Source organism: Ensifer sp. EB106-03-01-XG145 (assembly GCF_058792075.1).
This window is the reverse complement of sequence record NZ_JBYTEC010000005.1, coordinates 50,031-64,128: the sequence shown is the minus strand read 5'-3', so window position 1 is coordinate 64,128 and position 14,098 is coordinate 50,031. Positions and strand designations below refer to the sequence as shown.

10 protein-coding genes are annotated in these 14,098 nt (G+C 63.6%); 4 read left to right on the top strand and 6 right to left on the bottom strand.

Annotated features, from left to right (window positions below; genetic code table 11):
* Positions 1 to 29: 29 nt before the first annotated feature.
* On the bottom strand, positions 30 to 1,064 hold the full coding sequence (locus tag AC3WWH_RS14660; RefSeq protein WP_058321062.1) for an ABC transporter substrate-binding protein: 1,035 nt from the start codon (positions 1,062 to 1,064) through the stop codon (positions 30 to 32).
* A gap of 35 nt (positions 1,065 to 1,099) precedes the next feature.
* A complete protein-coding gene (gene hutF, locus AC3WWH_RS14655) occupies positions 1,100 to 2,476 on the bottom strand; it encodes a formimidoylglutamate deiminase (protein ID WP_058321063.1) in 1,377 nt (458 codons plus the stop codon).
* Between the two features lie 138 nt (positions 2,477 to 2,614).
* Between hutF and hutC the strand changes: the two genes are divergently transcribed.
* Positions 2,615 to 3,358, top strand: coding sequence for a histidine utilization transcriptional repressor HutC (gene hutC, locus AC3WWH_RS14650; RefSeq protein ID WP_058321064.1), 744 nt, complete (start codon positions 2,615 to 2,617; stop codon positions 3,356 to 3,358).
* A 115-nt stretch (positions 3,359 to 3,473) separates the two neighbouring features.
* Complete coding sequence (locus tag AC3WWH_RS14645; RefSeq protein WP_058321065.1) at positions 3,474 to 6,398, top strand: aminotransferase; 2,925 nt, start codon at positions 3,474 to 3,476, stop codon at positions 6,396 to 6,398.
* 118 nt (positions 6,399 to 6,516) lie between these two features.
* Here AC3WWH_RS14645 and AC3WWH_RS14640 read toward each other — a convergent pair whose 3' ends face one another.
* Both AC3WWH_RS14640 and AC3WWH_RS14635 read right to left on the bottom strand, forming a co-directional pair.
* Positions 6,517 to 7,527, bottom strand: a complete 1,011-nt coding sequence (locus AC3WWH_RS14640) for an amino acid ABC transporter substrate-binding protein (protein ID WP_058321066.1) — start codon at positions 7,525 to 7,527, stop codon at positions 6,517 to 6,519.
* Positions 7,528 to 7,736: 209 nt separating this feature from the next.
* Positions 7,737 to 10,793: an aminotransferase class III-fold pyridoxal phosphate-dependent enzyme gene (locus AC3WWH_RS14635; RefSeq protein WP_058321067.1), complete on the bottom strand. Its 3,057-nt coding sequence runs from the start codon at positions 10,791 to 10,793 to the stop codon at positions 7,737 to 7,739.
* Between the two features lie 78 nt (positions 10,794 to 10,871).
* Here AC3WWH_RS14635 and AC3WWH_RS14630 point away from each other — a divergent pair, with 78 nt between their 5' ends.
* Entirely contained in the window at positions 10,872 to 11,354 is a 483-nt protein-coding gene (locus AC3WWH_RS14630) for an Lrp/AsnC family transcriptional regulator (RefSeq protein ID WP_058321068.1), read from the top strand.
* Between the two features lie 10 nt (positions 11,355 to 11,364).
* Here AC3WWH_RS14630 and AC3WWH_RS14625 read toward each other — a convergent pair whose 3' ends face one another.
* Positions 11,365 to 12,303 (bottom strand): AraC family transcriptional regulator, encoded by a 939-nt coding sequence (locus tag AC3WWH_RS14625; protein WP_058321092.1) that lies wholly within the window; start codon positions 12,301 to 12,303, stop codon positions 11,365 to 11,367.
* Positions 12,304 to 12,521: 218 nt separating this feature from the next.
* Here AC3WWH_RS14625 and AC3WWH_RS14620 point away from each other — a divergent pair, with 218 nt between their 5' ends.
* A complete protein-coding gene (locus tag AC3WWH_RS14620) occupies positions 12,522 to 13,574 on the top strand; it encodes an NAD(P)-dependent alcohol dehydrogenase (RefSeq protein WP_058321069.1) in 1,053 nt (350 codons plus the stop codon).
* A gap of 59 nt (positions 13,575 to 13,633) precedes the next feature.
* Here AC3WWH_RS14620 and AC3WWH_RS14615 read toward each other — a convergent pair whose 3' ends face one another.
* Positions 13,634 to 14,098 carry an Lrp/AsnC ligand binding domain-containing protein gene (locus AC3WWH_RS14615; RefSeq protein ID WP_057254736.1) on the bottom strand — a complete coding sequence of 155 codons (465 nt, stop codon included), beginning with the start codon at positions 14,096 to 14,098 and terminating at the stop codon, positions 13,634 to 13,636.

Genomic DNA, 14,098 nt, shown 5'->3' with positions numbered 1-14,098 from the left:
GACGAGCCCGAGCCGGCGATGGGTCGCGATTACTTCAGGCTGGCTTCGATCTTGCCGCGGGCTTCGTCCGAAACCCACTTGCCCCAGACGTCGGCCTTGGTCTTCAGGAATTCGGCGGCGGCTGCCGTCGCGTCGACCTTGTTGTCGGCCATGTAGGCGAGGCTGCCGTTGACGGCTTCGAGCGGGAAGGTCGCCTTTTCGAGGATCGCGACGATCTCCGGCGCTTCCTGAGCGAAGGTGCTGTTGACGCCGTAGGAGACGTCGACCGACGGGAAGGCGCAGCCTTCATCGCGCTTGCCGTTGGCGCTCGAAAGCTCCTTCCAGCAGGCTTCGCTATAGGCCGGCTCTTCGAGCTGGACGAGCTTGAACTTGCCCATGATCGCGGTCGGCGACCAGTAGTAGAAGAGGATCGGCTCGCCCTGGAGATAGGCGGACGTGATGGCGGAATCGAGCGCGGTGCCGGTGCCCGGACGGAAGTTCACATAGGTCTCGCCGAGCTTGTAGGCTTCAAGCTTGGCGGAGCTCACGCCCTCGCAGGTCCAGCCCGACGGGCAGTTCAGGAAGCGGCCCTTGGTCGGCTCTTCCGGATCGGCGAAGAGCTCGACGATCTTGGGGTCGGAGAGCTGCGACACATTCTTCAGGTCCGGAGCCTTGGCTTCGAGATTGCGGGAGGCATCGCCCTTGATCACGTATTCCGGCACGAACCAGCCTTCGCTGGCGCCGACGAAGGTCTTGCCGACGGCAACGACCTTCTTTTCTTCCACGGCCTTGTTCCAGACGTCCGAACGGCCGAGCCATTCCTCGGCGAAGATCTGCACGTCGTTGTTGGCGGTCGCCTGTTCCAGCGTCACCGAGTTGCCGGGGATCGAATCCACCTGGCAGTCGTAGCCCTTGGCAAGAATGGTCTTCATCACTTCGGTGATGAAGGCGCCGCTTTCCCAGTCGATGCCGGCGAACATGACGGTCTTGCCGTCGCCGCAATAGGAGGCGCTGGCGCTGCCGGTGGAAGCCGCGAGCACGAGGCCGGTGGCGGCAAGGGTGAGTTTCAATTTGCTGATCGACATTAAGCTGTTCCCTGTTTTGATTTTGGCTTCTGTTACTATTTCAGTTTCATCAGCACCCGCGCGAAGGCGCGGTCGATATCGTCCTCCCGGTCGTGGCGTCCGTTCCGGATCTTCCACTCGCCCGCGACCATGACGTCGCGGACGCTCTCGCCGCCGAGCGCAAAGAGCCAGCGGTCGAGGATCTGGTTGTCGCTGGCGGCGGCGATGTAGGGATTGTCGCCGTCGAGCACGACGAAATCGGCGCGTGCGCCGACAGCGATGCCTGACGTCTTCTGGCCGGCCGCCTGGGCGCCGCCCTTGTGGGCAGCGTCGAAGATGGTCCGGCCGATCGAGGCGCCGGGGCCGGAGGCCAGCCGGTTGCGGCGGCGGTCGCGCAGGCGCTGGCCGTATTCGAGAAGGCGCAGTTCCTCGGCGACGCTGGTCGCCACATGGCTATCGGTGCCGACGCCGAAGATGCCGCCTTCGGCCATGAAGTCGACCGCCGGGAAGATGCCGTCGCCGAGATTGGCTTCGGTCGCGGGGCAGAGACCGGCGACCGCACCGGAGCGCGCCAGACGCTGCCGTTCGTCGTCGGTCAGATGCGTGGCGTGGATTGCGCACCAGCGCTCGTCGACGGGCATTTCGTCAAGCAGCCACTGAACCGGACGACGGCCACTCCAGGCGAGGCTGTCGTCGACTTCCTTGGTCTGTTCGGCGACATGGATGTGGATCGGACCACTTACGGGCGCTGCATCGAGGATCGTGCGCATCTCCTCGGGCGTCGCCGCACGCAGCGAATGAATGGCATAGCCGAGCGTGTTACCGGCCTCGCGGCAGAGCGGCTCGAGGCGCTGCAGAAGCGAAAGGAAACGATCCGGATCATGCAGGAAGGGCCGCTGCCCGGCATTCGGCGCAACGCCGCCGAAATTGGCATGCGCGTAGAAAACCGGCAGATGGGTGAGGCCGATGCCGGTCGTGCGGGCCGCGGCGAGAATACGCAGCGACATCTCGGCCGGATCGGCATAGGGCGTGCCGTCGGCCTGATGGTGCAGGTAGTGGAACTCGGCGACGTGGCCGAAGCCGCCCTTCAGCATCTCCATGTAGAGCTTGGCGGCGATCGCCTCGACATCATCAGGGTTCACCAGCCCGACGGTACGGTACATTTCTTCCCGCCAGGTCCAGAAGCTGTCGTCGCCGCTGCCGGCGACCTCGGCGAGGCCCGCCATGGCGCGCTGGAAGGCGTGGGAATGCAGGTTGGCGACGGCGGGAACCAGCGGACCAGCGACGCGTTCGTCGCCATCGGCGATCGACTGATCGATCTCGATGGAGACGATCCCGCCTGATGCGTCAAGCGCAATGGCGACATTCTGCGCCCAGCCTGTCGGCAGAAGCGCATGGTCGGCGAAGAGCCGGTTGACGGGAAAAGTTGCCATGGTGCGATTTTCCTGTACGTAGTTGTATATGGAACTATAGATATTTTACGGTGGCGCGCAAGCGCGAAATGAACGAAAAGAATCATTGTCGAATACGCATGATTTGTTCGGCATCCTGGAAAGGCGGGGTTTGAGTTGATGACAGCGCTTGGAAGAAGGAACGAAATGACCGCATTCGAAGACGGACCGGTGCCGCGCTACGAGGCGGTCAAGCAGTTCATCCGCAGCCGCATCGAGAGCGGCGAGTGGCCGGCTCACCATCGCATTCCCTCGGAAAACGAGATCGTCGCCGATCTCCGCGTCAGCCGCATGACCGCCAACCGGGCGCTTCGAGAGTTGGCAAGCGAGGGCGCGATCACCCGTGTTCAGGGCGTAGGGTCGTTCGTTGCGGCTCACAAGGGCAGTACCGCGCTGCTTGAAGTGCGCAATATCGCCGACGAAATCCGCGAGCGCGGCCACGCGCACACCTCGCGCATGACGCTGATGCAGGAAGAGGTCGCGCCGTCGGACATTGGCTATGCGCTCGGGCTCGTGACCGGTGCGCGCGTCTTCCATTCGATTATGGTGCATTCGGAAAACGGGCTGCCGATCCAGATCGAAGATCGTTTCGTCAATCCGGCGATCTGCCCACGTTATATGGAGCAGGATTTCCAGACGATGACGCCGAACGCCTATCTGACTGCGGTCGCGCCAATCACGCGCACGGAGCAGATCGTCGAGGCGGTGTCGCCGCAGGCCTGGGAATGCAAGCTGCTCGGCATCGACCGCAACGAGCCCTGCCTGATGATCCGACGCCGTACCTGGTCGGAGACAGCCAATGTGACGACGGCGCGCCTGCTTTATCCCGGCACGCGCTATCGCCTTGAGGGCATGTCGCAGTAGATCGGGATTGGGGCTTCCGCAGAAAACCGCACATCTTTTCCTCATCCCGCTCTAATCTCGACAATATTCCGGTCGATTCGGAGGATCGACCGCCGAGTGGGAGGATGACGAGACCATGGTTGAGGACGCGCTGAAGCTTCGCACCGAGTTGCCCAGGCCCGATGTCAGTGCCGAGGAGGCGCAGGCATTGCTGGCGGAGCACTACGGTCTCTCAGGCACGATCAGCGAACTCGGCAGCCAGCAGGACCGCAACTATCGCATCGATACCGGCGAGCGACGCTATGTGCTGAAGATCTGCCGCGCGGAATATGGGGCGCTCGAACTGGAGGCCCAGAATGCGGCCTTGCGGCATCTTTCCGAGCGTCTGACTTTGGCGCGTGTTGCGGAAGTGGTGCCCTCGCTCAAGGGCGAGGCGATCGAGAGCGTTGCCGTCCGCGACCAGGACTACCGGATTCGCCTGCTGAATTTTCTCGATGGCGAGCCGCTGACCCGGCGCAAGCATCTCTCGCGTGAAGCCGTTTCCGCGCTCGGCGCGCTGGCCGGGCGGCTGGCCGCGGCGCTGCAGGACTTCGAACATCCCGGGCTTGAACGGGAACTGCAATGGGACCTGCGCCGCGCCGGTCCCGTCGTGCTTCATCTTCTCGCCGACATGCCGGACCAGCAGCGCAAGAAGCGGATCGCCGAGATCATGGTCGGAGCCATGCGGCGTCTGCAGCCCATCACGGCGGAACTGCGCATCCAGGCGATCCATCATGATGTCACAGACGACAATGTGGTGAGCCAGCCCGATGCATCCGGCCGGCCGATCCCTGACGGAGTCATCGATTTCGGCGATATCCTCAAGGGGTGGCTGGTCGCCGAGCTTGCCGTGACCTGCGCCTCTTTGCTGCATCATGCTGACGGCGACCCCTGGTTCATCCTGCCGGCGGTCAAGGCGTTTCACGCCGCGTGCCCGCTGACCGAGGTGGAGCTGAAGGCGCTCTGGCCGCTGATCGTCGCCCGCGCCGCCGTGCTGGTCGCAAGCTCAGAGCACCAGCTTTCGCGCGAACCTGACAACACTTACGTCGAGGGCAATGCCGCGCATGAGCGGGAGATCTTCGACGTGGCGACTTCGGTCCCTTCGGCGCTGATGGAGCACGCCATCCTGGCGGCGGCGGGGCTTGCGCCGGCATCGCAGCCGGTGACCGGGGAGAGCCTGATCCAGGGGCTCGGGCCGACCGACGTGCGCCAGATCGACCTGTCGATCCTGAGCCCGCTGTTGCCGGAGGAGCGCTGGCAGCACCAGGGGCTGCCGATTTCGCTGTTGCAGCACGCGGCGCACGCGATCGGTGTCGCGACCACGCGCTACGGCGAGTACCGGATGACCGAGACGCAACTGCGTTCGCCGAAGCCCGACGCGACGCTGGCGCTGCATGTCGACATCTGCCTGGAAGCGGGCCGCGAGATCGTTGCCCCGTTTGCGGGGCGCGTCATCCGGCAGGACGGGCTGCTGGTTCTGGAGGGAGCCGAGGGGAGTCTTTTCCTTGAAGGGGTGGAAGTCAGCGGCGATCTTGAGGAGACGGCCGCCGCCGGCGCGGTGCTGGGCGTCGTCTCCGGCGAACAGCAGTCCTATGGCCTGATCCGCGTCCAGCTTTGCCGCGAGCATGGCCTCGTTCCGCCGCTCTTTGCCATGCCGCATCAGGCAGAGGCCTGGAAGCATCTGTGCCCGTCACCGGCCGGCGTCCTCGGCTTCGAATGCGATGCGCCGGAACTGCACAGCGAAGCGTTGCTAAGCCGACGACAGCAGCACTTCGCCAAGCCGCAGAAGAACTACTACAAGCACCCGCCGCAGATCGAGCGCGGCTGGAAGGAATATCTCTTCGATGTCGAGGGCCGCAGCTATCTCGACATGGTCAACAACGTGACCATCCTCGGCCACGGGCACCCCCGACTGGCGTCCGCCGTCGGGCGGCAATGGTCGCTGCTCAACACCAATTCGCGCTTCCACTATGCCTCCGTCGCCGAGTTCTCGACGCGGCTGGCGGCGCTTGCGCCTGACGGGCTCGACACGGTGTTCCTGGTCAATAGCGGCTCGGAGGCGAACGACCTGGCGCTCAGGCTCGCCTGGGCCTATTCCGGTGCGCGTAATATCGTGACCCTGCTCGAAGCCTATCATGGCTGGACCGTCGCCAGTGACGCGATCTCCACCTCGATCGCCGACAATCCGCAGGCGCTGGAGACCCGCCCTGGCTGGGTGCATCCGGTGCCGGCGCCCAACACCTATCGCGGCGAGTTCCGTGGCGCCGATACGGCGGACAGCTATGTCCGCTCCGTCGTCAAGAAGCTTACCGAACTGGACGCCGCGGACGAGAAGCTTGCCGGCTTCATTTGCGAACCAGTCTATGGCAATGCCGGCGGCATCCCCTTGCCGAAGGGCTATCTCGACGCCGTCTATGCCATGGTGCGGTCGCGTGGCGGTGTCTGCATCGCCGACGAGGTGCAGGTCGGTTATGGCCGTCTCGGCGACTATTTCTGGGGCTTCGAAGAGCAGGGTGTCGTGCCTGACATCATCACCGTCGCCAAGGGTATGGGCAACGGCCACCCGCTCGGCGCCGTCATCACACGGCGCGAGATTGCCGACGCGCTGGAGAAGGAAGGGTATTTCTTCTCATCCGCCGGCGGCAGTCCCGTCAGCTCGGTCGTCGGCCAGACCGTGCTCGATATCCTGACCGAAGAACGATTGCCGGAGAATGCGCGTGTCGTCGGCGGTTATCTGAAGGCGCGGCTCGAAGCGCTGGGGCAACGCTTTCCGCTGATCGGCGCGGTGCACGGCATGGGGCTCTATCTCGGTGTCGAATTCGTGCGCGACCGGGAGAGCTTGTTGCCGGCGACGGAGGAGACGGCGGCGATTTGCGACCGCCTGCTCGATCTCGGTGTCATCATGCAGCCGACGGGCGATCACCTGAACGTGCTGAAGATCAAGCCGCCGCTCTGCCTCAGCCGCGAGAGCGCCGACTTTTTCGCTGACATGCTGGCGCGGGTGCTGGAGGAAGGCTGGTAGGCTGGCTGGCACCTTCTCAAAACGAAAACGCCGCGGGGAGGGCCGCGGCGTCTCGTTGGCGCTTTTCCTTTGTCGAACAATTCCGGACTGGAGACTTTGCCGGAACTGGGCGAGCGGATCAGCGTGCCGGCGGAGCGTACATCAGGCCGCCGTTGCTCCAGAGCTTGTTGAGGCCGCGGTCGATCTTCAGCGGGCTGTCCTTGCCGAGGTGGCGTTCGAAGACCTCGCCGTAATTGCCGACCGCCGAAACCGCCTGGTAGGCCCACTTCGGATCGAGCCCGAGCGACTTACCGGCTTCGTTCTCGATGCCAAGGAAGCGCTTCTGCGCGGTCGTGCCGCTTTCGAGCAGCTTGGCGGCATTGTCCTTGGTGATGCCGAGTTCTTCGGCCTCGGTCAGCGCAAACAGTGTCCAGCGCACGATCTTGAACCACTGATCGTCGCCCTGGCGGACGGCCGGGCCGAGCGGCTCCTTGGAGATCACTTCTGGCAGCACGACGAAACGATCCGGATCGTTGAGCGTCAGGCGCTGGGCGTAGAGCGCCGAGGCATCGGTCGAATAGACGTCGCAGCGTGCGGTGTTGAACGCTTGGATCGTCTGGTCGGCCTTTTCGAAGGCGACCACCTGGTACTGGATGTTGTTGGCGCCGAAATAGTCGGCCATGTTCTGCTCGGTCGTCGTGCCGGTCTCGGTGCAGACCGAGGCGCCCGAAAGTTCCTTGACGCTCTTCACGCCGAGATCGTTGCGCACCATGAAGGCCTGGCCGTCATAGTAGTTGACGCCGACGAAGCTCATGCCGAGATCGGTGTCGCGCGACAGCGTCCAGGTGGTCTGGCGCGACAGGAGGTCGGCCTCGCCCGACTGCAGCGCGGTGAAGCGCTCCTTGGTCGAGAGCGGCACGTATTTCACCTTGTCGGGATTGCCAAGCGCTGCGGCTGCGACTGCGCGGCAGAAATCGATGTCGAAGCCGGTCCATTCGCCCTTGTCGTTGGGGGCGGAAAAGCCGAGCACGCCCTGGCTGACGCCGCAGCGAAGCTCGCCGCGTTCCTTGATGACGTCGAGCATGCCGGCGTTGGCGGCGGTGCCGGCAAGGAACGCCGCGCTCGCCAGTGCTAGAACTCCAAGTTTCATTGTCCTGTTCTCCTCTTTTTGATGTTCTTACAGCGCCGCGCGTTTTTATGACGCGCTAAGGTCGCTGTAACACTTTGAATTGCTGCATGTTTTTGTCCTTAAATCGGAAGCGATTTAAGGAAACATGCAGTAGGCATGCGTCTACGCCGCCGGGATGCGCGTCGCATCCCGGCCGATTGGCTCTGGTTTCGGCGGTATTGCGCCCGGCCTCAGCCGAGCGGTTTCGATACGTCTGCGAAAGTCTCTTCGAGCACGGCGATCAGGTGGTCGGCATCGCGTTTCGAGAAGATCATCGGCGGGCGCATTTTCAGGATGTTGTCATGCGGACCTTCGGTGCCCATCAGCACGCCGCGGCGACGCGCACCGTTGGAAACGGCTCGGGCGAATTCGGTCGCCGGTGCCTTGGTCTTGCGGTCCGAGACGAGCTCGATGCCAAGGAAGAGGCCCATGCCGCGCACGTCGCCGATCACCTCGTAGCGGGCCTGCATGGCGCGGAAGGCGTCGATCAGATAGTTGCCGATCGAAAGCGCGTTGCCGCGCAGATCCTGACCCTCGATCACGTCGAGCACCGCGAGACCGACGGCGCAGGAGACCGGGTTGCCGCCGAAGGTGTTGAAATACTCCATGCCGTTGTTGAAGCTGTCGGTGATTTCGCGGGTCGTCACGACCACCGCCAGCGGATGACCGTCGCCGATCGGCTTGCCCATGGTGACGATATCGGGCACGACCCCTTGACTCTCGAAGGCCCACCAATGGCTGCCGACGCGGCCGAAACCGACCTGCACCTCGTCGGCAATGCAGACGCCGCCCGCCTCGCGCACGAGCCGATAGACTTCCTTCAGATAACCTTCAGGCAGGAACACCTGGCCGGCGACACTCGGGATCGATTCCGCAATGAAGAAGCCCGGGCCTTCGCCCTTGGCCTTCATCGTCGCGATGAGTTCGGCGACGCTTTCGGCAAAACGTTTGCCGTGTTCCTCGACCGGCCAGTCGGCGGGTGCATGGTAGCTGTCGGGAATGGTCGCCACATGGACATGCGGCTTCGGACCCTTGCCGCCCTTGCGGCGGAACTTGTAGGGGCTGATGTCGATCAGTTCCTGTGTCGTGCCGTGATAGGACCAGTCGAGCGTGATCGCGTTCTCGCGGCCGGTATGGGCGCGCATCAGCCGCAGGGCCAGGCTGTTCGCCTCCGAGCCGCTGTTTACGAAGCCGGCAACCGTCAACTCTTTCGGCAGCGTCGCGGTGAGCCGCTCGGCATAGGCGACGATGTTGTCGTGCAGGTAGCGCGTATTGGTGTTGAGGATCGCCGCCTGCTTCGCCATCGCCTCGACCACCGCCGGATGGGCGTGGCCGATGTGGCAGACATTGTTGAAGCAGTCGAGATAGGCGCGGCCGCTGTCGTCGATCAGCCAGACGCCTTCGCCGCGCACGAACTTGATCGGCTTGTCGTAGGAGATCGAGAGGTTCGGCAGCAGCAGTTCCTTGCGCCGCCTGACGATCTCTTCGTGCGAGCGGCCCTTCTTCTCGTAGAACTCTTCCGCGATGCCGGCAAAGGTGCGGGCATCCGGAAACAGTTCGGCCCAGACGTCGAGAAACTGCGGCTCGCCGACGCCGAGGATCTCGGTCGCGGTCAGGCTGGTGTCGGTCGAAAGCTGCAGATGCAGATGCGGCGCCCAGCCGCCGTTTTCCTTTGGAGCCCCCATTTCGCCGACGAGCGCCCCGGCCTCAAGCTGGTCGCCGGCCCTGATCCGTCCCACCGCTTCATGTGCCAGGTGACCCCAGAGTGTGACGAAGGGCGGGCAGCCGTCGGGCTCGTGGCGAAGCGCGATCAGGCAGCCATAGCCCAGCGGATCTTCTTCGATCTCGACGCTGACGACGGTGGCGGCAAGGGGGGTATAGAGTTTGGTGCCGGCGGCCATGAACAGGTCGAGGCCGAGATGGCGGGTGCGGCGGGTGTGGTCGATGAAGCGCGAGACGAACATCTCGCCGGCATAGACGGTGCGCTCCTCGCCGAAGGGACCGATGCCGAGTTCAACGCCATGCTCGCGGCAATAGACTTCCCAGATCGCCTGGGCTTCGTCCGGCTGTTCACCGGCCGATTTCACGGTCATCGGATGTAAGGGGTCGCCATAGGGCACGAGCGCCGCCGGGTAGGTCGCAGCCGGGCGCGCGAGCAAGGGCTTCAACGTCTTGCGGTTGGCGTTGATCCAGGTGGTGACGCGGCTGGCGCCGGGGCTTGCTTCGAAGCCGCAGGCCTTGCGCAGGATGGCGGTGGCGAAACGCGGGTTCATCCGGTCGAGCTTGCGCAGCAGCGTCCAGGCCGGCCGCTCGCTGATCGCGAGATAGGGGTTGTCGTCGGTGTGAGCCCGGCGCGAGGCCGAGATGGTGACTGAAGTGACGAGGCGCATGGCGATGAGATCGAATAGAAGGTCGATCTCATCCTCCGCCAGCGGATGTTCCCGGTGGAACCCGCGGGCGATCGCGGCTGCGGCGCCGATCGGATCGGGATGGTCGAGCCCGGCATAGGCGGCGGCGATCGCCACTTCGGCGATGACCGGCGCGTGCAGTGCATCACCGAAATCGATCAGGCCGGAGATCTGGTCGTGGTCGGCCTTGGCGACCAGCACGTTCCAGTCGTTGGCGTCGTTGTGAATGACAGCGGCGCGAACGGTCGCCAGCCGCGGAGCGACGTGTTTTTCGAAGCGGGTGAGGAACCGCTCGAGCAAAGCGCGGTCTTCAGCGGAGGCGACGTGGTGCAGCCGGTCGGCCGAGCGGCCGGCATGGCGGATGTCCCAGTCGAGATCACGCAGCGCGCCACGATGCATGAAACCTTTAAGCGATGCGTCGAAGCGGCCGAGCATCTGCCCGAGCGACTGAAGTGCTGCGTCGCTGCGTCCGGTTTCGGCAAGCGGCAGGCCCTCGACCCAGCTGACAAGCCGCAGGCGGTGGGTGACGCCGCGCGCGCTCGTGGTCGAAGCAAGGCTCGTACCTTTGAGCGTCGGGCGAATATGCGGCACCGGCAGATCGGCGGCATGGGTGCCGACATGGCCGAGCAATGCCGTCTGGAAATCGCTTTCGACTTCGGGTTCGGCGCCATTGATGATCTTGAGGATGTAGGTGCCGTTTCCTTCGGTCTCGACCTTGAAGTTCTGGTCGCGCTCGCTGGCGAGCAGCGAGAGCAAGCCTTCGAGGCCGTAATGCTCTTTCAGCAGCGCCGCTGCCGCGTCGGTCGAAAAGTCAGGCGTCGTCGTCAGCATATCGTTCATGGGGACCCTCATCTGTCAGCGAGAGTTACATGAGCTGTGCTGCGATGCATCCGGCAATATGCCGGTTGCACCGGCACTATGTTTATAATAACCGTCATATTGTCGGCGCGATCAAGGAGAGCAGACATGCAGGACATCGACGCGATCGACCGCACCATCCTCAGCATCCTGTCGCAAGAGGCGCGCATCCCGATGAAGTCGCTGGCGGGCCGCATCGGCCTCTCCAGAAGTGCGACCACCGAGCGGGTCAGCCGGCTTGAAAAAGCCGGTGTCATTCGCGGCTATCGCGCCGATATCGGGCAATTGGAGGAGGGCACGATTCAGGCCTTCCTGCTGGTGACTTTGAAGCGCACGCCGTCGATCGGCGTGCTCGATCGGCTCGCCGGCTTTTCGTCGGTGCGCAAGGTGTCATCCGTCAGCGGCCAGCTCGATCTGGTCGTCGAGGTGGAGGTCGGCTCGATCAATGCGCTCAACGAGCTGCGCAACGAAGTGGCGACGATGGATAATGTCGAGGACCTGACGACCTCGATCGTCCTTCGGCGGGATATCGAGCGGAGTTGAGGCGTGCTCCTCAGCTCTCGCTCAACATCTCCGCCTGCGGAGCCAGCCGTTCGAGCAGCGAGCGGCGCACCCGGCCGATGTCGCGCATCGGTGGCTCGCCGAAGTGGCGGGCATATTCGCGGCTGAATTGCGACTGGCTTTCGTAGCCCACCTGATGGCCGGCGTCGCCGGCGTCGAGCTGCTCCTCCAGCATCAGCCTCCGCGCCTCCTGCAGCCGGAGCTGCTTCTGATATTGCAGCGGGCTCATCGCGGTGATCGCCTTGAAGTGATGATGCAAAGACGAGACGCTCATGGAAACACGGTTGGCGAGATCGTCGATCCGCAGTGGCCGCGAATAGTGCTCCTTCAGCCAGGCGACGGCCCGGCCGACCTGATGCGGCTGGCTGTCGGTCGTCGCCATCTGCCGCAGGCGGTGGCCATGCGGGCCGGTCAAAAGCCGGTAGAGAATCTCCTGTTCGATCAGCGGCAAGAGGGCGGGGATATCGTCCGGCCGTTCGAGCAGGCGCAGCAGGCGCAGGGCCGCGTCTTCGAGATCGACAGTGATCTTGCTGACGCTCATACCGCGCGCCGAAGCGGCAGGCTGCGGCAATTGCGACAAGGACGCAAGCAGCGCCTGGATCTTGCCGGGATCGAGCGTGAAGGCCATGCTGAGATAAGGTTCTTCTGCGGAGGCCTTGCAGACCTGGGAGAGAACGGGCAGGTCGATTGACGTCAGCAGATAGTCCGACGCACCGTAGATCAGTGTCTCGTCGCCGAGAACCACACGTTTGGCCCCTTGCACGATGATTGCCAGGCTTGGCCGATAGGCCGAGCAATTGACCGGAGCGTCGCCGCCATGGCGATGCAGGGTCAGGCCGGAAATCCCGGTCAAATGGTCGCCGTCCCGCTCGGCAAACCGGGCAATGACATCGATCATCTGGTGGCGGGCAGTCTGTCTTGTGGCTGTCATAATCTGCGGTCTTTCCAGCGGCTTAGCATTGTGTGAGGCAACGCTCAGATAGGGCATCGACGTGCCATCTCCAGGACCGCTCTGTCAATCTTGTAGGATCGTGCAAGAATTTTGCAGGATCGCTCTAACGCTCACCGTGTCTGCGCCCCCATAGTTCGAGGTGCGTCAGGCCGGGTTCCCTCCGGACCTGCACCCTTTCCCAAAATGAGGACAGACTGATGGCCATTGCAAGAGGATATGCGGCGACCGATGCGTCGAAGCCGCTGACACCCTTCACCTTCGAGCGCCGCGAACCGCGCGACGACGACGTGGTGATCGAGATCAAATATTGCGGCGTCTGCCACTCCGACATCCACCAGGCCCGCAACGAATGGGGCAATTCGGCCTTCCCTATGGTTCCCGGCCACGAGATCGTCGGCATCGTGGCGGCGGTTGGCTCCAAGGTCACCAAGTTCAAAGTCGGTGACCGCGCCGGCGTCGGCTGCTTCGTCGATTCCTGCACCACCTGCGCCACGCGCGATTTGGATCTGGAACATTACATGCCCGGTCTGATCGTGACCTATAACGGCGTGGAAGCCGACGGCAAGACGCCGACCCAGGGCGGCTATTCCGACAGTATCGTCGTCAAGGAAGGCTACGTGCTGTCGATCCCTGAGAACCTGCCGCTCGACGCCGCAGCGCCGTTGCTTTGCGCCGGCATCACGCTTTATTCGCCGCTGCGCCACTGGAAGGCCGGTCCCGGCAAGAAGGTCGCGATCGTCGGCATGGGCGGCCTCGGCCACATGGGCGTCAAGCTGGCGCACGCCATGGGCGCGGAGGTGACGGTTCTCAGCCAGACGCTTTCCAAGAAGGAAGACGGTCTGAAGCTCGGCGCCGACCACTACTATGCCACCAACGATCCGGAGACCTTCAAGGCACTGGCAGGCACATTCGACCTGATCATCTGCACCGTCGCTGCCGAGATCGACTGGAATGCCTACGTCAACCTTCTGAAGGTCGACGGCGATTTCGTGCTGGTCGGCATTCCTGAGAATGCGGTGCCGGTACACGCCTTCTCGCTGGTGCCCGCCCGCCGGAGCATTTCCGGTTCGATGATCGGCTCGATCAAGGAAACCCAGGAGATGCTCGACTTCTGCGGCGAGCACAATATCGTCTCGGAAATCGAAACGATCCGGATCCAACAGATCAACGAAGCCTATGAACGCGTCGTCAAGAGCGACGTGCGCTATCGCTTCGTCATCGACATGGCGTCGCTGCAGGACGCCGCCTAAACTGAAATGGAACGGCCCGGAATCCGATGGGGTTTCCGGGCCTTTTTTCTGACTGCGGCTCAAACGAGCGGCAGCGGTCCGTCGTTCTTGATCTCTTCCATCACTGCGTAAGTTCGGGTCTCCTTGACGCCCGGAAGCGTCCAGAGCACCTGGCCGAGGAAGTTGCGGTAGGCCGCCATGTCCTCGAACCGCGTCTTGACGAGATAGTCGAAGCCCCCCGCCACCATGTGACATTCGAGCACGGCCGGCGCCTGTTTGACGGCGGCGGCGAACTGGTCGAAGACGTCGGGCGTCGTCTTGTCGAGCATGACCTCGATGAAAACCAGCAGGCCGAAGCCGAGCTTGTGCGGGTCAAGCCGCGCGCCGAAGCCCGAGACGTAGCCTTCCTTCAACAGCCGGCGCAGCCGCTCGCTGGTCGCCGTCGGCGACAGGCCGATGCGATCGGCAAGCTCAAGGTTGGTGATCCGCCCATCCGCTTGGAGGATGTTGAGAATTCTACGGTCAATCTTGTCGATCTGATGCAT